This window comes from Caballeronia telluris (assembly GCF_001544495.1).
GTDB lineage: Bacteria > Pseudomonadota > Gammaproteobacteria > Burkholderiales > Burkholderiaceae > Caballeronia > Caballeronia telluris.
On sequence record NZ_FCNZ02000009.1, the window covers coordinates 220,922 to 239,654 of the forward strand.

General features: G+C 63.1%; 17 protein-coding genes, 1 tRNA gene and 1 riboswitch. Of the genes, 12 read left to right on the forward strand and 6 right to left on the reverse strand.

Annotated features, from left to right (window positions below; genetic code table 11):
* Positions 1-111: 111 nt before the first annotated feature.
* From nrdR to ltrA, 3 genes are all read right to left on the reverse strand, one after another.
* Positions 112-594, reverse strand: a complete 483-nt coding sequence (nrdR, locus tag AWB66_RS14250; protein ID WP_062632682.1) for a transcriptional regulator NrdR — start codon at positions 592-594, stop codon at positions 112-114.
* 6 nt (positions 595-600) lie between these two features.
* Complete coding sequence (gene glyA / locus AWB66_RS14255; protein ID WP_087630914.1) at positions 601-1,848, reverse strand: serine hydroxymethyltransferase; 1,248 nt, start codon at positions 1,846-1,848, stop codon at positions 601-603.
* Positions 1,849-2,020: 172 nt separating this feature from the next.
* A riboswitch (ZMP/ZTP riboswitch) is annotated at positions 2,021-2,119 on the reverse strand.
* Between the two features lie 94 nt (positions 2,120-2,213).
* Positions 2,214-3,914, reverse strand: coding sequence for a group II intron reverse transcriptase/maturase (gene ltrA, locus AWB66_RS14260; protein WP_087630915.1), 1,701 nt, complete (start codon positions 3,912-3,914; stop codon positions 2,214-2,216).
* 1,168 nt (positions 3,915-5,082) lie between these two features.
* Between ltrA and ydfG the strand changes: the two genes are divergently transcribed.
* The 12 genes from ydfG (at position 5,083) to AWB66_RS14320 (ending at position 15,792) form a co-directional block, all read left to right on the forward strand.
* Positions 5,083-5,829, forward strand: a complete 747-nt coding sequence (gene ydfG / locus AWB66_RS14265) for a bifunctional NADP-dependent 3-hydroxy acid dehydrogenase/3-hydroxypropionate dehydrogenase YdfG (RefSeq protein ID WP_087630916.1) — start codon at positions 5,083-5,085, stop codon at positions 5,827-5,829.
* A 52-nt stretch (positions 5,830-5,881) separates the two neighbouring features.
* Positions 5,882-6,343, forward strand: a complete 462-nt coding sequence (ybgC, locus tag AWB66_RS14270) for a tol-pal system-associated acyl-CoA thioesterase (protein ID WP_235021107.1) — start codon at positions 5,882-5,884, stop codon at positions 6,341-6,343.
* 193 nt (positions 6,344-6,536) lie between these two features.
* Complete coding sequence (tolQ, locus tag AWB66_RS14275; protein ID WP_062632685.1) at positions 6,537-7,214, forward strand: protein TolQ; 678 nt, start codon at positions 6,537-6,539, stop codon at positions 7,212-7,214.
* Between the two features lie 10 nt (positions 7,215-7,224).
* Entirely contained in the window at positions 7,225-7,671 is a 447-nt protein-coding gene (gene tolR, locus AWB66_RS14280) for a protein TolR (RefSeq protein ID WP_062632686.1), read from the forward strand.
* A 4-nt stretch (positions 7,672-7,675) separates the two neighbouring features.
* Positions 7,676-8,755, forward strand: coding sequence for a cell envelope integrity protein TolA (gene tolA, locus AWB66_RS14285; protein WP_087630918.1), 1,080 nt, complete (start codon positions 7,676-7,678; stop codon positions 8,753-8,755).
* 106 nt (positions 8,756-8,861) lie between these two features.
* Positions 8,862-10,151, forward strand: coding sequence for a Tol-Pal system beta propeller repeat protein TolB (tolB, locus tag AWB66_RS14290; RefSeq protein WP_087630919.1), 1,290 nt, complete (start codon positions 8,862-8,864; stop codon positions 10,149-10,151).
* Between the two features lie 50 nt (positions 10,152-10,201).
* Positions 10,202-10,708, forward strand: coding sequence for a peptidoglycan-associated lipoprotein Pal (gene pal / locus AWB66_RS14295; protein ID WP_087630920.1), 507 nt, complete (start codon positions 10,202-10,204; stop codon positions 10,706-10,708).
* 27 nt (positions 10,709-10,735) lie between these two features.
* The gene (ybgF, locus tag AWB66_RS14300) at positions 10,736-11,485 is read left to right on the forward strand and encodes a tol-pal system protein YbgF (RefSeq protein ID WP_087630921.1); all 750 of its coding nucleotides are present in this window, start codon (positions 10,736-10,738) and stop codon (positions 11,483-11,485) included.
* A 166-nt stretch (positions 11,486-11,651) separates the two neighbouring features.
* Positions 11,652-11,727: transfer RNA gene (locus AWB66_RS14305), tRNA-Lys, on the forward strand.
* 350 nt (positions 11,728-12,077) lie between these two features.
* A complete protein-coding gene (gene ppk2, locus AWB66_RS14310) occupies positions 12,078-13,202 on the forward strand; it encodes a polyphosphate kinase 2 (protein ID WP_087630922.1) in 1,125 nt (374 codons plus the stop codon).
* A gap of 469 nt (positions 13,203-13,671) precedes the next feature.
* The gene (locus tag AWB66_RS14315; protein ID WP_087630963.1) at positions 13,672-13,977 is read left to right on the forward strand and encodes a BON domain-containing protein; all 306 of its coding nucleotides are present in this window, start codon (positions 13,672-13,674) and stop codon (positions 13,975-13,977) included.
* A 228-nt stretch (positions 13,978-14,205) separates the two neighbouring features.
* Positions 14,206-15,792, forward strand: coding sequence for an aspartate:alanine exchanger family transporter (locus AWB66_RS14320; protein WP_087630923.1), 1,587 nt, complete (start codon positions 14,206-14,208; stop codon positions 15,790-15,792).
* Positions 15,793-15,798: 6 nt separating this feature from the next.
* Here the strand turns inward: AWB66_RS14320 and AWB66_RS14325 are convergent, their stop codons facing one another.
* From AWB66_RS14325 to ppk2 (AWB66_RS14335), 3 genes are all read right to left on the reverse strand, one after another.
* Positions 15,799-16,053 carry an RNA-binding protein gene (locus AWB66_RS14325; protein ID WP_087630924.1) on the reverse strand — a complete coding sequence of 85 codons (255 nt, stop codon included), beginning with the start codon at positions 16,051-16,053 and terminating at the stop codon, positions 15,799-15,801.
* A gap of 98 nt (positions 16,054-16,151) precedes the next feature.
* Positions 16,152-17,861: a SulP family inorganic anion transporter gene (locus AWB66_RS14330; protein WP_200818987.1), complete on the reverse strand. Its 1,710-nt coding sequence runs from the start codon at positions 17,859-17,861 to the stop codon at positions 16,152-16,154.
* 62 nt (positions 17,862-17,923) lie between these two features.
* Positions 17,924-18,691, reverse strand: a complete 768-nt coding sequence (ppk2, locus tag AWB66_RS14335) for a polyphosphate kinase 2 (protein WP_235021114.1) — start codon at positions 18,689-18,691, stop codon at positions 17,924-17,926.
* Between the last annotated feature and the right edge of the window lie 42 nt (positions 18,692-18,733).

An 18,733-nucleotide genomic window follows, 5' to 3' on the forward strand; every position in this document is an offset into this window, starting at 1 on the left:
TGCCGGCGGCCGCCATCGGCCGAATGGCCGACTACCGGACGCGCGAAAGCCGCGACAGACTCGGCTTCGTCGTCGGTTCTCAATGCACGGGAAGGGAAAATGCAGAAACGCTCAGCGTTTGCGGGATGTCGATTTCTTCGGCGCGGCTCGCCGGAATTCATCGAGCACGTCTTCGAACTCGGAGACGTCTTCGAAGCGTTTATAGACGGAGGCGAATCGCACGTAGGCGATGGTGTCGAGCTGGCGCAACTCGTTCATGACGAGTTCGCCCAAGCGCTCGCTGCGCACTTCGCGCTCGCCGCTGCCGAGCAACTGGTATTCGATGCGGGCGACTGCCGCGTCGATGGCATCGGCTGCAACCGGGCGCTTTCTGAGCGCCAGTTGCATGCTCGCGACGATCTTGCGGCGATCGAATTCGGTGCGGCTGCCATCCTTCTTCACCACCGACGGCAGCGCCAGCTCGACCCGCTCATACGTCGTGAAACGCTTGTCGCAGGACGGGCAGCGCCGCCGGCGCCGGATCGCGGCGCCATCTTCGGACACGCGCGAATCCACCACTTGCGTGTCGTCGTGACGGCAGAAGGGGCAGCGCATCGTACTTTAGCCGTAGACCGGGAATTGCTTGGTCAGCTCGGCGACCTTCGCGCGCACGCGCTCGAGATTCGCCTGATCTTCCGGGCTGTCCAACACGTCCGCGATCAGGTTGCCGACGATTTCCGCTTCCTTCACGCCGAAGCCGCGCGTCGTCATGGCGGGCGAACCGAGGCGCACGCCGCTCGTGACGAACGGCTTTTCCGGATCGTTCGGAATCGCGTTCTTGTTGACCGTGATGTGCGCGGCGCCGAGCGCGGCTTCCGCGGCCTTGCCGGTGATATTCTTCGCGCGCAGGTCGACGAGCATCACGTGGCTTTCGGTGCGGCCGGAGACGATGCGCAGTCCGCGCTTCACCAGCGTTTCGGCGAGCACGCGCGCGTTGTCGACCACGCGCTGCTGGTATTCCTTGAATTCCGGCGACAGCGCTTCCTTGAACGCGACGGCCTTCGCGGCGATCACGTGCATGAGCGGACCGCCCTGGATGCCCGGGAAGATGGCCGAGTTGATCGGCTTCTCGAACTCGGACTTCATCAGGATCACGCCGCCGCGCGGGCCGCGCAGGCTCTTGTGCGTCGTGGTCGTGACGAAGTCGGCGTGCGGCACCGGATTCGGATAGACGCCCGCGGCGACGAGCCCCGCGTAGTGCGCCATGTCGACCATGAAGTACGCGCCGACGCTCTTCGCAATCTGCGACATGCGCTCGAAGTCGATCTTCAGCGCGAACGCGGACGCGCCCGCCACGATCAGCTTCGGCTTGTGTTCCTTCGCGAGTTCTTCGGTCCGGGCGTAGTCGATGTCTTCGGCTTCGTTCAGTCCGTAGCTCACGACCTTGAACCACTTGCCCGACATGTTCACGGGCGAGCCGTGCGTGAGGTGGCCGCCTTCGGCGAGGCTCATGCCCATGATGGTGTCGCCGGGCTTGAGCATCGCGAAGAAGACGCCCTGGTTCGCCTGCGAGCCGGAGTTCGGCTGCACGTTCGCCGCTTCCGCGCCGAACAGCTGCTTCACGCGGTCGATGGCGAGCTGCTCGACGATGTCGACATACTCGCAGCCGCCGTAGTAGCGCTTGCCGGGGTAGCCTTCCGCGTACTTGTTGGTGAGTTGCGAGCCCTGCGCTTCCATGACGGCCGGGCTCGTGTAGTTTTCCGACGCGATCAGTTCGATGTGATCTTCCTGGCGGCGGTTCTCCAGCTCGATGGCCTTGAACAGTTCGGGATCGACGTTGGCGATGGTGCTTTGGGCTCTGTTAAACATACGTTTTCCGTTAGATCTAAACAGGTTGACCGGATCGCGCGTGCGCGGGCATGGCTGCTTCACGCTGCCTTTCGGCACGGCGGGCGGCATGCAGGATGGGTCCAGGCGTGGGAGGAATACTGCGTTCACGCGAGACGGACAGCCACCGGCAGCGCAGCGACGGCGCGCGGATCTCAGCTGCCCAGGCGAACGGCAAAACGATGCTCCGCGCTTCCCGGTGGGTCGTTCCACCTTGAATCCGAAGATTCTATCGCCAGTCACGCGGAGTTGTAGGGTAGCCCCCCTTCCTTATGGAAGAAGGGCCCCCTAAGAACTGTACGTGCGAGTTTCCCCGCATACAGCTCAAGCCTACTACAAAGTTCGCCCTATTGGGGAACCGGCTTAGTTACAGCAAGTGTACCCGCGTGCACTTTTTGGTGACAGTGGGGATGGAGCAACACACGGTTGGACAATGCGTCCGCACCACCATGCATCCGATACACCAAATGATGGTCGTGCCAGCGTGTTTCTTGAGTCAAGGCACAGTTACAAAGCGCACACAGCCCACTTTGCGACATGAACAACTTAACCAATTGCTTTTGATGGCGCATCGAGTGCAGCATGCGCTCCTGTCGCAACTCCTCCCCATACTGCTCCCATGCGGGATCAAAAGGGTTGTATTCCCCTTTGATTTTCGTCGGATACTTGATCGCCGTCCCACTGAGTGAGTAGAGCTCAAGCAACCGCCGACCGCCGTCTTCCGCAACCATGGAAACGCCAAACACCCAATTGCGGGCATTGACCGAGTGGAAGTACTTCCGTCGCACCCAATCAGAGCCCTTATTCGGATGTCGCCGCTTAGACCACCGCCAGAGTTTCTGGAAGACCAGATACTCCATGCGGCTGTACGCCTTCTTAGCGGATACGCAACGGTGATACTCGGCCCATCCACGTAATAGCGGGTTCAGCAACCGGATTAAATCCGCTTGCTTTGCCGCTTTGTTACCGCTGATCGTTTCCGCAACCTTGCGATAGAACGCTTGCGCGTTTTTCTTGCTCGGTTGAATGAGCATCTTTCCCGAGTACTTTCGGAAATTCCACCCAAGGAAATCGAAGCCCTGGTCAATATGTGTGACCCGCGTTTTCTCCTCAGAGAGTTGCAGACCCCGAACCGCAAGGAATGTTTCTATCCAAGGTCGGACTTCGCTGACCAGTATCTCTTGCGAGACGCCGGTGATCACGAAGTCATCCGCGTACCGCACCACATGGACCTTCAACTTCTTGGCCTTCCCGACTCCGAACTTCGCACGGAGGTGCCCGTCCAGTTCTCGTTCCAGCCCGTTCAACGTCACATTCGCCAACGTCGGGGAGATGATCCCTCCCTGCGGCGTACCGGCCTTCGTCGCCTGAAACTGACCTTCGTAAATCAGGCCAGCTCTCAACCATTTTCGGAGGATTGCTGTGTCCATGAGGACATTGCGCTCCAACCAGTCGTGGTCGATGTGGTCAAAGCAGCCTTGGATATCCGCTTCCAATACCCATTGGGCTGATCCCCCTTTGGACATACAGACGCGAATCTGGCCCATGGCATCAGCCGTCGAGCGATGACTCCGGAACCCATAAGAGTTCGGATCGCTCGTGGACTCAGCCACTGGCTCCAAAGCCAGCAAGTGCAGAGCTTGCATCGCCCTGTCATGCAGGGTCGGAATGCCCAGAGGGCGTTCTTTCCCATTGGCTTTGGGGATAAAGACCCTCCGTAAAGGCAGAGGCTTATAACCGCGCCGCTTCAACCGATCGACGGCGAGCCGTCGACTTTCAGGCGAATCCCACAGCTCGCGATCGACTCCCGCCGTTCGCGCACCCTGGTTCTGTGTAACACGTCGTACCGCGTACAGCTTGGCGGACAACGTGCGAGTCAACATGCGTTGCAGGGCTTTTACTCTGCGCCATTTGCCTTCTCGCGTCGCCTTCGCAATTCGAATCTGCATTCCCCTCACGTTCCGTTCAACCCGACGCCAATCGACGGCGTACCAGTTCTCCGGCGCGTGGGAAAGCGCAGATCCAGTCTTTCGACCAGATACTTTCATGCTGCTCTCCTACTTGGAAAGTCCCCAAGCAGAAGACGCATCTCCCCCAGCGGGGCAGATACGCCCCGCTGGGGAACAACAATTACACTCAGTACGGACGCAAGCATCCGTACCTCACCAAGTTACCAAGGGTCAGTCAGCCATCTTGCGACGGTAGACCAGACGGAAGTCTGCCCGCTTTCGCGTGGGGTGATGTCCCAACCCCTATCCGGACCATTACCGCCCGGCATTCGCTTTTTCCGTCGTCCCATACCCGCACAATCAACAGCGTTCCTTACGGTCCGCCTGCCAGCCAAACCGCACTGGCAACCATACGGGCTTACCACGTTCCCGATCTGTCACACGACTGGGTTAGGGTCTGCCTATTCGCCGGTGGCGTTTGCAACGACGTACCGCGACACTCAAGCGCGGCAGCTCACCACGTACCTGTTGGTTAGTGCCTACCAGCAGCTTTGGCACCTACTACTCACGACGTTTATCAGCAGTTCACATACGTTACCCATACCAGCCAGCCTAGCTCCTTACCCCAACGCTGCTCGGAGTTTCTATACAGCCGTCTCGCGACCGCCGCATACCCGCAAAAAAATCGGGGGCTACATTGTCAGAAGGGCTTCACACCTCGCGGTTACCCACGACGCATGCCTTCATAGGCTACCGTTGGTCGTACAACGGGTTCACTGCCTCGATACACTGAGGTCGAACAATGACAAATCGAGCTTTCGCTCGAACATTAACAAACCCCGCGTTGAAAGCACGGGCAACTGCAAACATCAATCCGCTCGGTAGGCGGAGTTGAAGCCGCGAACCAGGCGGAGCTTGATGGTAACCAAGCTATTGCAATGCGATTCCCGACATACTTCACCGGGTCTCGCTTTGTTACACAAGTGTCAGCGCAAGGGCCAACGATGGACAGCTTTCGCCGTCAAGGTTCGATGCGACGTGTCGCACTGAGCGTTGTAGTGTAATGGGGCGCCCTGGAATAGGCAACCGAGCGCAAAGCCCCGAAACGCTCGCAATTGAACGACCGTTCGTATCGGCCGGCGCGCTCGGCCACGCGGTTCCGGCGACTTGCCGCGCCGCACCAATCGAAGTACGCTTTGCGCCGTTGCAAGGCGCGGTGAGGCGCCGCGCGAACCTCGTTTCCCTACCTCAACTCCGGAATTCGCTCATGATCGTATTCGTCACTGGCGCGTCCGCCGGCTTCGGCGCCGCCATCGCCCGCACCTTCGTGAAAGGCGGTCATCGCGTGATCGCCTGCGCCCGGCGCCGTGACCGCCTCCAGGCGCTCTCGAACGAACTCGGCGACGCGCTCCTGCCCCTCGAACTCGACGTCACCGACGACCGCGCCGTTGCCGCCGCCATCGCTTCGCTGCCGGAAGCGTTCTCGCAAATCGACGTGCTCGTCAACAACGCCGGTCTCGCACTCGGCCTCGAACCGGCGCAGCGCGCGAATCTCGACGACTGGAAGAAGATGATCGACACGAACTGCGCGGGCCTCGTCTCGGTCACGCACGCGGTGCTGCCGGGCATGGTCGAGCGCAACCGCGGCCATGTGTTCAACATGGGATCGGTCGCGGGCACCTATCCGTATGCGGGCGGCAATGTGTACGGCGCGAGCAAGGCGTTCGTGCGCCAGTTCAGCCTCAACCTGCGCGCGGATCTGGCGGGCACGGCGCTGCGCGTCACCGATATCGAGCCGGGGCTCGTCGGCGGCACCGAGTTTTCGAACGTGCGCTTCAAGGGCGACGACTCGAAAGCGGCCAACGTCTATCGGAACGTTCAGGCGCTCACGCCCGAAGACGTCGCCGACGCCATCTACTGGATCGCGACCCGTCCGGCGCATGTCAACGTCAACGCCATCGAGATCATGCCGGTCGCGCAGACCTTCGCACCGTTGCAAATACATCGCGGTTGAATGCCCGTTTTCGCGTCAGATGCGTAGCTTCCGGTAAAATGCGCGGATGAATATGTCTAGCAGCGAAAATCAGCCGGCGAACGATCCGCTGACTTTCGAGTGGCCGATTCGCGTGTATTACGAGGACACCGACGCCGGCGGCATCGTCTTCTACGCGAACTACCTCAAGTTCTTCGAGCGGGCGCGCACCGAATGGCTGCGCGCGTGCGGCATCGACCAGCAAAAGCTGATCGATTCCGCTGGCGTCGCGTTCGTCGTCAAGCGCACGGCCGTGGATTATTCGGCGCCGGCGCGGCTCGACGACATCGTGCGGGTCGTCAGCCGGATCGATCGCCTCGGCCGCGCCTCGGTGGATTTTCATCAGGAAGCATGGCGCGACGAAGTCCTGCTCGCATCCGGCGACATCCGCGTGGCGTCGGTCGATCACGCGTCGATTCGCCCCGTCGGCATTCCGGGTGCGGTGCTCGCCGGACTGAAGCGCGGGCCCATGACACCTTCGGTGACGGCTGCATGAGGGCCGCATGAGCATCGGATCGAGCGCCGGCAGAAACCAATGAACTCGTCGTGACTCTGAGAACACCAAGCCTTAGTTGCAAGGCAAGCAGCATCGAGCATGAGCCGGCAAGAGCCGGGACTTTCGAACCTTTCACGAAAGCCTGACACGCTCCTGACCGGACGCCCCATTTGGGACGTAACAGCGGACCTTTATGAACAATACACAAGACCTGTCGATCGTTTCCCTCGTCATTCACGCGAGCCTGCTCGCGCAGGCCGTCATGGCCCTGCTGCTGATCCTATCGCTGCTGTCGTGGACTTTCATCTTCCGCAAGTGGTTCGCCATCCGGCGCGCCCGTGCGCAAACCGAGCGCTTCGAACGCGATTTCTGGTCCGGCGGCGACCTGCAGGCGCTCTATCAGAGCGCGGCCAACAACCGTCACACCATCGGCGCGCTCGAGCGCATTTTCGAATCCGGCATGCGCGAGTTCCTGAAGGGCAAGGAACGCCGCATCACCGATCCGGGCGCGATCCTCGACGGCTCCCGCCGCGCCATGCGCGCCGCCTTCCAGCGCGAGATGGACGTGCTCGAAGCGAACCTCGCGTTTCTCGCGTCGGTGGGATCGGTCAGTCCGTATATCGGTCTCTTCGGCACGGTCTGGGGGATCATGAATTCGTTCCGCGGCCTGGCGAACGTGCAGCAGGCGACGCTCGCGAACGTCGCGCCGGGCATCGCCGAGGCGCTCGTCGCCACCGCGATCGGCCTGTTCGCCGCGATTCCGGCGGTGGTCGCCTACAACCGCTACGCACACGATATCGACCGTCTGGCGATCCGCTTCGAGACCTTCATCGAAGAGTTCTCGAACATCTTGCAGCGTCAGGCGCACTAAGGAGTCCGCGATGGCCGGAGGCCCCACTCGTTCCAGCATGCGCGGCAGTTCGCGCCGCGCGATGTCCGACATCAACGTCGTGCCGTATATCGACGTGATGCTCGTGCTGCTCGTCATCTTCATGGTGACGGCGCCGCTCGTCTCGCCGTCCATCATCAACCTGCCGACGGTCGGCAACGCGCAGCCGCAGGAGCAGACGCCGCCGCTCGTCGTCAACATCAAGGCGGACGGCAGCATGAACGTGCGCTACAAGGAAGATGGCGGCGCGGCGCAGCAGCAGAACATGACGAAGGACGAGCTCAACTCGTTCGTGCTGAACCGGCAGGAATCGCATCCGGATCAGCCCGTCGTGATCGCCGCCGACAAGACCGTGAAGTACGAAGTCGTGATGAACGTGATGTCCGACATGAAAGCGCGCGGCGTCAAGCGCGTCGGCTTGCTGGTGAAATCGCAATAACGCAATGATCGATCGGCATACCCGGCAGACCCGCGCCCGACCTATCCGCCCGCCGCGCGAGCGCGGCACGTGGAAAGCGTTCGCGCTCGCCGCGCTGATGCACCTGCTGCTCGGCTGGCTGCTCTATCACGGCATCAACTGGCAGAACAACACGCCCGCCGGCTCGGAAGCGGAACTCTGGACGGAGATTCCGGACCTCTCCACGCCGACGCCCCGCCCGGCTCCTGTGCCACCCGCGCCCGTCAAGGTGCAGCCGGCGCCGCCGCCCGCGAAGGACGAGGAAGCCGACATCGCGTTGCAGGAAAAGAAGCGCAAGCAGCAGGAAGCCGCCGCGCGCGAGGCGCAGCTCGCGGAGCAGCGCCGCCAGCAGGAGCAGGCACAACAGGAAGCGGAAGCGAAGCGTCAGCAGCAGCTCGCCCAGCAACAGGCGGCCATGGCCGCGGCGCAAAAGGCCGCGCAGGAAAAGCAGAAGCAGGCTGAAAAGCAGAAGCAGCTCGACCAGCAGAAGGCCGACCAGCAAAAGCAGCAGCAACAGAAGGCGCAGCAGCAGAAGGAAGCCGACGCGGCTAAAACCGAGCAGTTGAAGGAACAGAAGGAAGCGAAGGAGAAAGCGGACGCGCAAGCTAAGGCGAAAGCGGACGCCGATGCGAAGGCCAAGGAAAAGGCCAAGGCCGACGCCGCCGCGAAAGCGAAGCTCGATTCGGAGCGCCGCGCACGTCTCGCGCAGTTGCAAGGGCAAGCGGGCGGCGGGTCGAGCGACAGCGGTGAAGGGTTGGCGAAGGGCGGAGCCGGACGCGGCGCGGGTGGGAATGCGACCTCGCCGGGCTATGCGGAGAAGGTGCAGCGCCGCGTGCGTCCGAACATCGTCTGGGCCGGCGAAACGGCCGGGCTCGAGACCGTGGTCACCGTGCGTTGCGCGCCCTCGGGTACGCTGCTCTCGTCGTCGATCTCGCGCTCGAGCGGCAACGATCAGTGGGACGAGGCGGCATTGCGCGCGGTACGGCGCTCCGACCCGATGCCGGTCGACATCAACGGCCAGGCTCCGGCGTCCTTTACCATCACGCTGCGCCCGGCTGGCGGCTGATTGCAGGGCTTGCAAAACGGGAACGAATCGTGCTGCCGCCGGTCTGTTCTGAAGTTTCGAAAGTTTGAAATTCGGTTTGAAAATCGCTCTTGGGAACGAATACAGCATGAGTTTGATGACAAAGCTTGGCCTGAGGACGCTCATCGCGTCTTGCCTGATCGCCGCGAGTACCGCGCATGCGGAACTCAACGTGCTCGTGACCGGCGTCGGTTCGACCCAGTTTCCGATCGCGACCGCCAACTTCGCGAACGAGGCGAATTCGCCGCAACAGGTGAGCGCCATCGTGCGTCAGGATCTGGCGCGCAGCGGCAAGTTCAACAACATCGATGCGGGCGCCACGCCGGTATCGGAGACGGATTCCGTCGATCTCGGCAGCTGGAAGGCCAAGGGCGCCGACGCCTTCGTGTCCGGCAGCGTGACGAAGCTCTCGAACGGCCAGTACGAAGTGCGCTTCCGCCTGTATGACACGGTCAAGCAGCAAAGCCTCGGCGGCCTGTCGCTCGTCAGTCCCGAGAGCGGCCTGCGCATGAGCGCGCACAAGGTCGCCGACTACATTTACGCCAAGCTGCTCGGCGGGCGCGGCGTGTTCGCGACGCGTCTTTCGTATGTGATCCAGACAGGCGGCAAGTACCAGTTGCAGATTTCCGACTCGGACGGCCAGGACGCGCGCATCGCGCTCAATAGCCCCGAGCCGATCATCTCGCCGGCCTGGTCGCCCGACGGCACGAAGGTCGCGTATGTCTCGTTCGAGAAGAAGAAGCCGGTCGTCTACATCCACGACCTGCCGACGGGCAAGCGCGTCGTCGTATCGAATCAGAAAGGCAACAACAGTGCGCCGGCATGGTCGCCGGACGGCCGCAAGCTCGCGGTCGCGCTGTCGCGCACCGGCAACACGCAGATTTTCGAAGTCAATGCGGACGGCAGCGGTTTGCGCCGCCTGACGCAAGGCAGCTCCATCGACACGGAGCCGGCCTACTCTCCTGATGGCAACTCGATTTATTTCACGAGCGACCGCGGCGGCCAGCCGCAAATCTACAAGATGCCCGCGGGCGGCGAGAGCGCCGGGGCAGCGCAGCGTGTCACGTTTACGGGCAGCTACAACACGAGCCCGCGCGTGAGCCCGGACGGCAAGCAAGTCGCGTACATTTCGCGTACTGGCGGCGGCTTCAAGCTGTACTTGCAGGACCTCGGGTCCGGCACGGCGACTGGCCTGACCGACACGACGCATGACGAATCGCCCAGCTTCGCGGCGAATGGTCAGTACATCCTCTACGCCACCCAGGTGAACGGGCGTGGCGTGTTGGCAGCCGTTTCGACCGACGGTCGGACGCGGCAAGTCTTGTCCGTGCAGGGCGGCGTCGTACGCGAACCGTCCTGGGGTCCGTTCATGCAATAACCTCATGCTTTACATAGATTACGTTGCGCAATAACACAAGGAGAGTAACCATGATGTCGAAACTTCGTGTCGGCTTTGCAATCGCGATGGTCGGAGCGCTCGCCGCCTGTTCTTCGGGCGTCAAGCTCGATGAAGGCGCGAACAAGGGTGCAGGCACCAACCAGCCGAACCCGAACGCCGTGGCGACGGTCAACGTCGACCCGCTGAACGATCCGAACAGCCCGCTCGCCAAGCGCAGCATCTATTTCGACTTCGACAGCTACGCCGTCAAGGACGAATACCAGTCGCTGGTCCAGCAACACTCGACGTACCTGAAGGGTCATCCGGAGCGGCGCGTGCTGATCCAGGGCAACACCGACGAGCGCGGCACGAGCGAGTACAACCTCGCGCTGGGTCAGAAGCGTGCTGAAGCCGTGCGTCGCGCGATGTCGCTGATGGGCGTCGCCGATACGCAGATGGAAGCCGTGAGCCTCGGCAAGGAAAAGCCGACGTCGACGGGTCATGACGAAGCTTCGTGGGCCGAGAACCGCCGCGCCGACCTCGTCTATCAACAGTAACGTAACCAGTCACGGGTGAGTCGCCCTATGTTGTATCGCTTCCCCTCGCTGCGCATCGTCGCAGCCGTTTGTGTGGCCGGTTCGGCGCTCGCGGGCGCGCCCGCGCATGCGGGTGTCTTCGACGACAACGAAGCGCGCAAGGCCGTGCTCGACCTGCGCACGAAATCGGACAACCTGACGAGCCAGTTGTCCGCAGCCCAACGCACGATCCTCGATCAATCGAATCGTCTCGACCAGCTGAACCAGCAGGTCGCGACGCTTCGAGGTCAGAATGAGGACTTGTCCAATCAGGTCGCCACCCTGCAGAAGCAGCAGAAGGACTACTACGCCGATCTCGATGCGCGGCTGAAGAAGTTCGAGCCGCAGCAGCAGACGGTCGATGGCATGCAGGGCACCGTGCAGCCGGGCGAGACGGAAGCGTTCAACGCGGCGTCGAATCAGTTCCGTGCCGGTGACTTCAAGAGCGCCGCGGCGTCGTTCAAGACGTTCGTGGCGAAGTATCCGCAGAGCCCGTATCAGCCGACCGCGCAGTACTGGCTCGGCAATGCGTTGTATGCCGAGCGCGACTACAAGGGATCGACTGCGATCTGGCAGAACCTGGTGAAGACGTACCCTACGCATCCGCGAGCGCCCGAAGCGTTACTCGCAATCGCGAACAACCAGATCGAACAGGGCCAGAAAGCGGCTGCGAAGAAGACGCTGGAACAGATCCTCTCGCAGTACAGCGGCACCGAAACTGCGCAGACCGCGCAGAGCAGGATGTCGCAGGTGAAGTAAGCGAAGCTTTTTCTTTAGAAATTCGCGCCTCTCGCTGAAAGGGCCCGCTGCTTGTTTGCCGCGGGCCCTTTCTTTTGACAGCGCGTGAGCACGTGCTTGTCGGATGAATTCGTTCCCGGCCGATGTTGACAAATTCCGTGTCGAATGACTATAATTTCGGCTCTTTGGGTCGTTAGCTCAGCTGGTAGAGCAGCGGACTTTTAATCCGTTGGTCACAGGTTCGAATCCCGTACGGCCTACCAAAGATCAAAAGGGTTACAGGCGAAAGCCTGTAACCCTTTTCCGTTTGCGCGCTCATCCGTCAGCCCGAATCGTTCCTTCCCCCCTCGCGTCTCAAAGCATCGCGGGATCATTTACATCCCCTCTACGATGTGTGCCGTACACGTGATCTGCGGGTAAAAATACGCATTCCTGATTAACCGGTTCCGTCGTTCGTCCCCTCCTCGCGGATGACATTCATCAACAATCCCGGCGCGCACTGGCGACAAAATAGATGTCGAACCTTGTCCGCAGTTGCTACACGCCGCCTTCGAATGACCATCCGAATCGCACCGACGCAACGAGGACGCATCGCAAGCCAGCCGGATACGACATGGAAGATCGAACGCAAGCCCACGAACATCCCGCGCCCGTCGAATACACGCGCACGGGCCCAACCCGCAGAAAAGTAAAACAAGGCGACGTCATCCACACCAACTCGCCGCTCGCCGCGCAACGCGACGAGGTCGGCAATGCAGTCGAGGCCGCCGGGGCGCTCGTCGCGAGCAGCATGCAGGACATTCTCGCGAAACATGCCTCACAGGAACCCGCGAGCCTCATCGAGACCGTGAAGACGCTGATGGCCGGCCTCTCGCCCGACGAAGCCGCGCTCCTTCGCACCGAGCTGCTGACGGGCGAACCCAATGCCTGGCATGCAAACGTGGCACGTCATCCTGACGAGGAACTCGCCTCCGGATGGCGCAATGGCGAATATCCCTACCGACATCTGATGTCGCGACGCAATTACGAAAGGCAGAAGTATCAGTTGCAGGTCGAATTGCTGAAGCTGCAAGCGTGGGTTCGCGAGACGGGTCAACGTCTCGTCGTGCTGTTCGAGGGACGCGACGCCGCCGGCAAGGGCGGCGCGATCAAGCGCTTCATGGAACACCTGAATCCGCGCGGCGCGAGAGTCGTCGCGCTCGAAAAGCCGACCGCGACCGAGCGCTCGCAATGGTATTTCCAGCGCTACGTGCAGCATCTGCCGACTGCGGGCGAGATCGTGCTCTTCGACCGCTCCTGGTACAACCGCGCGGGTGTCGAGCGCGTGATGCGCTTTTGCTCCGACGAGGAATACACCGACTTCATGCAGCAGGTGCCGGAATTCGAACGGCATCTCGTGAGAAGCGGCATCCATGTCGTCAAATTCTGGTTCTCGGTGAGCCGTGAAGAACAGCGCCGGCGTTTCAAGGAACGCGAAGTCCATCCGCTCAAGCAATGGAAGCTGAGTCCCGTCGACCTCGCTTCGCTCGAAAAATGGGACGCATACACGCAAGCGAAGGAAGACATGTTCGCCCGAACCGATACCGCCGATTCTCCCTGGACTGTCATTCGCTCCGATTGCAAGAAGCGCGCGCGCCTGAACGCCATGCGTTATCTGCTGCACAAGCTGCCGTATGCGAACCGCGATATGAAGACGATCGGCCCCGTCGATTCGCTGATTGTCGGCCGGGCGCTGTAGCGACCCACGAATTGCGCGGCGTCCGACACGCCCGGCGACGCGCAATCCAATACGCCCGTGATGCGTCGGCCGCCGGCCTGGAGCGCACCCTGATGCGCTCGCCACGACCGTCCGTTCGTTTAAATTCCCCGCATTCCCCCGCCTTTCGCCGACAAGAAGTTCGCAGAACTGTCTTACAACTTCTTTTGGATCGGCGTATCTTTCTTGGCAGCGCACCCGCAGGGTTCGCCCGTCCACCGCGTGCAGGCATCGCGCCCGAAGCGCGCGGAATCCCACAACCGTTTCGGCGGGCCTCGACAGCGCCCGCTTCAGGGGAGTCGCACCACCGCACCACCGCAATACCGCAGCCGTGCCGATTGCGTGCCCGCGCAGTGTCGTCGTCCGGGCCATTTGAAGATTTCGTCAAAGGAGAATCGCAGTGAAAAATGCACTGAAACCACTCAAATTGGCGGCTGGCGTTCTCGTCGTCATGGCGTCGATCGGCGTTGCGTCCATCAGCGCTCACGCGCAGTCGAGCGACGCAGCCGCGGCGCCCACCGCGAAATCGTCGAAGGCGTCGAACAAGGCGCTTTCCAAGGAAGTGCGGCGGGCGATGACGAAGACGAAGGGTCTGACTTCGTCGAACATCAATGTTCGCGTGCGCGACGGCGCGGTGACGCTCGCGGGCACCGTGCCCGACAACTCGCAGATCGAGAAAGCGACGGAGGCCGCCAAAAGCGTACCCGGCGTGACATCGGTGAAAAACGCGATCACGATCCGCGAGGTCGGCCGGTAAGCGCAGCAACAGTCTCGCGGCTTCGGCGCCGGTCGCGCACGCGTGACGAGCGTCGAAGCCGCGATTCCGTCGGCGCGCGCCGCAGCGCGCGAAACACGCGACGTCACGCGTTGCATCGTCCGACCCAACCAGCCTCGCCGAGCGCCGGCGCCTGAACCATCCCGTCCACCGTCGATAAAGCCACCTATCATGAAGGCGGACAACGCCCGATAAAAAGCGAGGTGAGACGTGGAATTCGTCAGAACGCTACTCGAACAGCAGCCGCTGATGGCCGTGTTCCTCACCATCGCAATCGGCTATCTCGTCGGCGAAATCAATATCAAGGGCTTTTCGCTCGGCGTGGGCGCCGTGCTCTTCGTCGCGCTCGGGGTCGGCTGGTTCGCGCCCAAGGCGGCGCCGGCACCGATGATCGGCACGCTCGGGCTTGCGCTCTTTCTCTATACGGTGGGCGTCCAGTACGGCAAGCAGTTCTTCCTCGGCCTGACGAGCGCGAACGGGCGCCGCGCCAACCTGATCGCGCTCGTCGGCGTGCTGGTGGCCGGCGTCGCGAGCATCGTCATCCAGCACGCGATGAATCTGAAACTCGGGTACGCGCTCGGCCTCTTCGCGGGATCGGGCACGAGCACGGCGGCGCTGCAGGCGACCATCGCGACGCTCGGCAACGACGACGCCGCCGTCGGCTACTCGGTCTCCTATCCGTTCGGCGTCGCCGGGCCGATCCTGCTGCTCTATCTCGCGTTCATGCTGAAGAAGCCGACGATCGACATGGCGGCGGGCGCGGGCCTCGAATACGTCGAGATCGCGCTCGCCAATCCGGCGCTCTTCGGCAAGACGCTCGGCGACGTGACCCCGCTGCTCCCCGCCGACGTGCAGATCGTCGCGCGCCGCTCGGCGCACCGCAACGAACCGGCGACGCCCGCCATCGTGATCGGCGAAAACGACGTCCTGCTCGCCGTCGGGCCGAGCCAGGCGACGCTCGACCGCGCGCGCGAAGTCCTGGGCGTGGCGGCGCCGGGCCGCGTCACCCGGGATCGCAGCGATCTCGACTACATCCGCATTTTTGCGTCGCGCGCGACCGTGGTCGGCCGGCCGCTCGGCGATCTGCAACTGCCGGGCGACAAGGCGTCGATCGTCGCGCAGGTGCGCCGCGGCGACGCCGACATCCTGCCGGGCCCCGAACTCGTGCTCGAATTCGGCGACCGAATCGGCCTGCTCGCCAATCGCAGCGATTTTCCGGCGCTGCGCAAGTATTTCGGCGATTCGATCAAGGGCACGGCCGAGTTCAGCTACATCTCGATCGGCCTCGGCATGGCGCTCGGCTTTCTGCTCGGCGCGGTGCAGATTCCGCTGCCGGGCATCGGCAAGCTCGCGCTGGGGCTCTCGGGCGTGCTGATCGTCGCGCTCGTGCTGGGGCGGCTGCGGCGCACCGGCGGCATGAACTGGACGATCCCGCTTTCCGCCAACCTCGTGATGCGCAACCTCGGTCTCACGCTCTTTCTCGCGCAGGTCGGGATGGCGTCGGGGCCGAAGTTCGCGGCGACTGTCACCGAGACGGGCTTGCTGATGCTCGGTCTCGGCGCGATCGTGCTGCTCGCGCTGGCGGTGCCGGTGCTGGTGCTCGGGCTCGTCGTGTACCGCATGCCCTTCGACGAAGTGGCAGGCATCGTCGCGGGCGCGTGCGGCAATCCGGCGATCCTCGCGTTCGCGAACAAGCTCGGTCCGACCGAGCGCCCCGACATCGGCTACGCGATGATCTTTCCCGGCATGACGATCGTGAAGATCCTGTTCGTCGACATCGTCGGCGCGCTGATGTAGCGCGCGTCAGGCGAAGCCGTCGCGCAGGATTTGCGCGGTCAGCGGGCGGTTCTTCCAGTGCATGCTGTGGATGCGCTTCTGTAGCTGGCCGAGCGCGTTGGGATCGATGTTCCGGTAGGTCAGCACCGCGGCCGGGCGCGAGCCTTCGCCGGGCGCGCGCTCGATCTCGTCGAAAGGCGGAAAGCCGTACTTCGCGAGGAACTCGCGGATTTCGTCGTCGGACGTATCGGGGTCGAGGTTGCCGAGAAAAAGACGTGCCATCGCAAAACTCCTGTTGATCGGCCGAGCCATGACGTTGCTCACGGACCTCGTGAACTCATAGTAGGCAATGCGTCCGGGGGCCGCAAATCCATGTGCGCTCATCGGACGCCGTCCGCTGAAGCCGCACGCCGGTGAAAATCGACCGCCTGGTCGAGGTTGTGGAACATGCGTTCCCGGCCGAGCGTTGCGCCGAGCGGCGAACGCTGCACCATCTCCAGCACACCCGGATTCAGCCCGACCAGCCACAGCGACACGCCCACCTGGCGAAAGTGCGCCTCGGCCTGCGTGAGCATCTTGAGCGCGGTGTATTCGATGTCGAACACGCCGCCGAGATCCAGCACCACGACGCGCGGCGCGGCCTCTTCGATGAACGCGCGCATCTTCTGCCCGACGAGCTCTGCGTTGGCGAAGAAGATGCGGCCTTCCGGCCGCAGCACCAGCATGCCGGGAATGGCATCGTCGCCCGGGTGCGCCGCCGACGACGGCCGGAACACGTTGGTGCCCGGCTTCCTCAGCAGCACGTAGACAGGCGGATTCGACACCTGGTACGCGAGCGCCACGAGCGACACGACGATCGCCACGACAATTCCCTGCAACGTGCCGAGCAGCACGACGCCCGCCAGCGCGACCAGCGCCCACACGAGCTCCGTGCGACGGATTCTCACGATCGCGCGAAACTCGGCGGGATCGAAGAGGCCGACCGAGTACACGATGACGACGGCGCCCAGCGTCGCCTGCGGGATCAGGCCGATCAGCGGTGCGAGCAGCAGCATCGAGCCGAGCGCGACGGCGGCCGTCACGAGTTCCGCCGCCTGCGTGACCGCGCCCGCGCTGCGATTGACCGCCGTCTGTGTCGTGCCGCCGCCGGCGGGCATCACGCCGGTGAACGCGCCCGCGAGATTCGCGAGGCCCGTCGCGAACAGTTCCCGGTTCGCGCGCGGCGTCGGCTCGCCCTCGCGCACGAACGCGCGCCCCGCCGCGATGGTCTCCGTGAAACTCATCAGCGCAGTGCCGAGCGCGACGGGCCAGAGCATCTCGACGAGCGCGAGATCGGGCATCGTCAGCGTCGGCAGTCCGGTCGGAACATGGCCGACCGTTTCGACGCCGTGCGCCTGCAACCCGAGCAGGCTCACGCCCGCGATCGCCGCCGCCACCGCGACGAGCGGCGCCGGCAGACGCGGCGTGAAGCGCTCGAACGCGAGCAACGCGGCAGCCGTCGCGGCGCCGACGGCGATCGTCGTCATGGAGGCATGCGGGATGCCCTGCGCGATCGCCAGCAGGTTGTGAAAGAACGAGCCTTTGGCGAAGTGAATGCCAAGGAGCTTCGGAATCTGATCGACGACGATGACGACCGCGATTCCCGCCTTGAACCCGACCAGCACCGGCTCGGAGATGAAGTTCGCGAGAAACCCGAGCCGCAGCAGCGACGCCAGCAAGAGAATCACGCCGACGAGCGCCGTCACAGTCACCGTCGCGGTCACGAGCTGGGCGGCGTCGCCGTCCGGCACCGCGCGGCCGAGCGCCGAGGCGACGAGGATCGCGAGTGTCGTGGTCGTGCTGACGCTGAGCGGCCTCGATGTTCCGAAGAGCGCGTAGATCACCATCGGCACGAAGGCGGTGTAGAGGCCGATCTGCACGGGCAGGCCCGCGACCGTCGCGTAGGCGAGCGCCTTTGGAATCACGACGGCGGAGGCCGTCAGTCCCGCGATCAGGTCGGGCTTCGCCCACGCCATGCGGTAGTGGGCGATCCAGTCGGGCACGATGCCCTGCGTGGCGCGTGAGGCATGATCCGGCGATTGCTGCGCCATGACTCGGCCCATCCAGAAAGATCGGGGACGTAGAGCGCCGGTGCGTCGGCGGGCGGCGTGGCTCAGAACGTCTCCGGCACGTACCTGTACGGAAAATCCGGTTCGTGATAGCCCTTCGGCGCCTGCCGCTTCGGCAGCGTGATCCTGGGCCGCGGCATCGCTTCATAGGGAATGCTTTTCAGCAGATGCGTGATGATGTTGAGCCGCACGCGCTTCTTGCTGTTGGAACGCGCGACGAACCAGGGCGCGAAATCGGTGTCGGTGGCGGCGAACATGTCGTCGCGCGCGCGGGAGTAGTCGTACCAGCGGCTATACGAATCCAGGTCCATGCGCGAGAGCTTCCAGACCTTGCGCCCGTCGTGGATGCGCGCCTGTAGCCGCCGCGTCTGCTCTTCTTCGCTCACTTCGAGCCAGTACTTGATGAGCGTGACCCCCGATTCGACGATCGCCCGTTCGACGAGCGGCACCCCTTTCAGAAACGATTCGCACTGTTCCTTCGTGCAAAAGCCCATCACGCGCTCGACGCCCGCGCGGTTGTACCAGCTCCGATCGAAAATCACGATCTCGCCCGCGGCCGGCAGATGCGGCAGGTAACGCTGCACGTACATCTGGCTCTTCTCGCGATCGGTCGGCGCAGGCAGGGCGATCACGCGAAACACGCGCGGGCTCACGCGTTCGGTGATCGCCTTGATCGTGCCGCCCTTGCCCGCGCCGTCGCGTCCCTCGAAGACGATGCAGATCTTCGCGCCCGTCTGCACGACCCATTCCTGAAGCTTCACCAGTTCAACGTGCAGCCGTGCAAGCTCCTTGTCGTAGGCCTTGTTCGACATCGGGGCTTCTGCTTCGGTTTCGTCGCTGGCTTCGGTCTCGTG

What these genes read in the sequence shown, in the direction of transcription:
- ltrA (WP_087630915.1), bottom strand. Translation starts at nt 3,914, where the DNA reads ATGAAAGTATCTGGTCGAAAGACTGGATCTGCGCTTTCCCACGCGCCG.
- ydfG (WP_087630916.1), top strand. Translation starts at nt 5,083, where the DNA reads ATGATCGTATTCGTCACTGGCGCGTCCGCCGGCTTCGGCGCCGCCATC.
- ppk2 (WP_087630922.1), top strand. Translation starts at nt 12,078, where the DNA reads ATGGAAGATCGAACGCAAGCCCACGAACATCCCGCGCCCGTCGAATAC.
- ybgC (WP_235021107.1), top strand. Translation starts at nt 5,882, where the DNA reads ATGTCTAGCAGCGAAAATCAGCCGGCGAACGATCCGCTGACTTTCGAG.
- tolA (WP_087630918.1), top strand. Translation starts at nt 7,676, where the DNA reads ATGATCGATCGGCATACCCGGCAGACCCGCGCCCGACCTATCCGCCCG.
- AWB66_RS14330 (WP_200818987.1), bottom strand. Translation starts at nt 17,861, where the DNA reads ATGGCGCAGCAATCGCCGGATCATGCCTCACGCGCCACGCAGGGCATC.
- AWB66_RS14325 (WP_087630924.1), bottom strand. Translation starts at nt 16,053, where the DNA reads ATGGCACGTCTTTTTCTCGGCAACCTCGACCCCGATACGTCCGACGAC.
- tolQ (WP_062632685.1), top strand. Translation starts at nt 6,537, where the DNA reads ATGAACAATACACAAGACCTGTCGATCGTTTCCCTCGTCATTCACGCG.
- ybgF (WP_087630921.1), top strand. Translation starts at nt 10,736, where the DNA reads ATGTTGTATCGCTTCCCCTCGCTGCGCATCGTCGCAGCCGTTTGTGTG.
- glyA (WP_087630914.1), bottom strand. Translation starts at nt 1,848, where the DNA reads ATGTTTAACAGAGCCCAAAGCACCATCGCCAACGTCGATCCCGAACTG.
- pal (WP_087630920.1), top strand. Translation starts at nt 10,202, where the DNA reads ATGATGTCGAAACTTCGTGTCGGCTTTGCAATCGCGATGGTCGGAGCG.
- ppk2 (WP_235021114.1), bottom strand. Translation starts at nt 18,691, where the DNA reads ATGTCGAACAAGGCCTACGACAAGGAGCTTGCACGGCTGCACGTTGAA.
- tolB (WP_087630919.1), top strand. Translation starts at nt 8,862, where the DNA reads ATGAGTTTGATGACAAAGCTTGGCCTGAGGACGCTCATCGCGTCTTGC.
- nrdR (WP_062632682.1), bottom strand. Translation starts at nt 594, where the DNA reads ATGCGCTGCCCCTTCTGCCGTCACGACGACACGCAAGTGGTGGATTCG.
- tolR (WP_062632686.1), top strand. Translation starts at nt 7,225, where the DNA reads ATGGCCGGAGGCCCCACTCGTTCCAGCATGCGCGGCAGTTCGCGCCGC.
- AWB66_RS14315 (WP_087630963.1), top strand. Translation starts at nt 13,672, where the DNA reads ATGGCGTCGATCGGCGTTGCGTCCATCAGCGCTCACGCGCAGTCGAGC.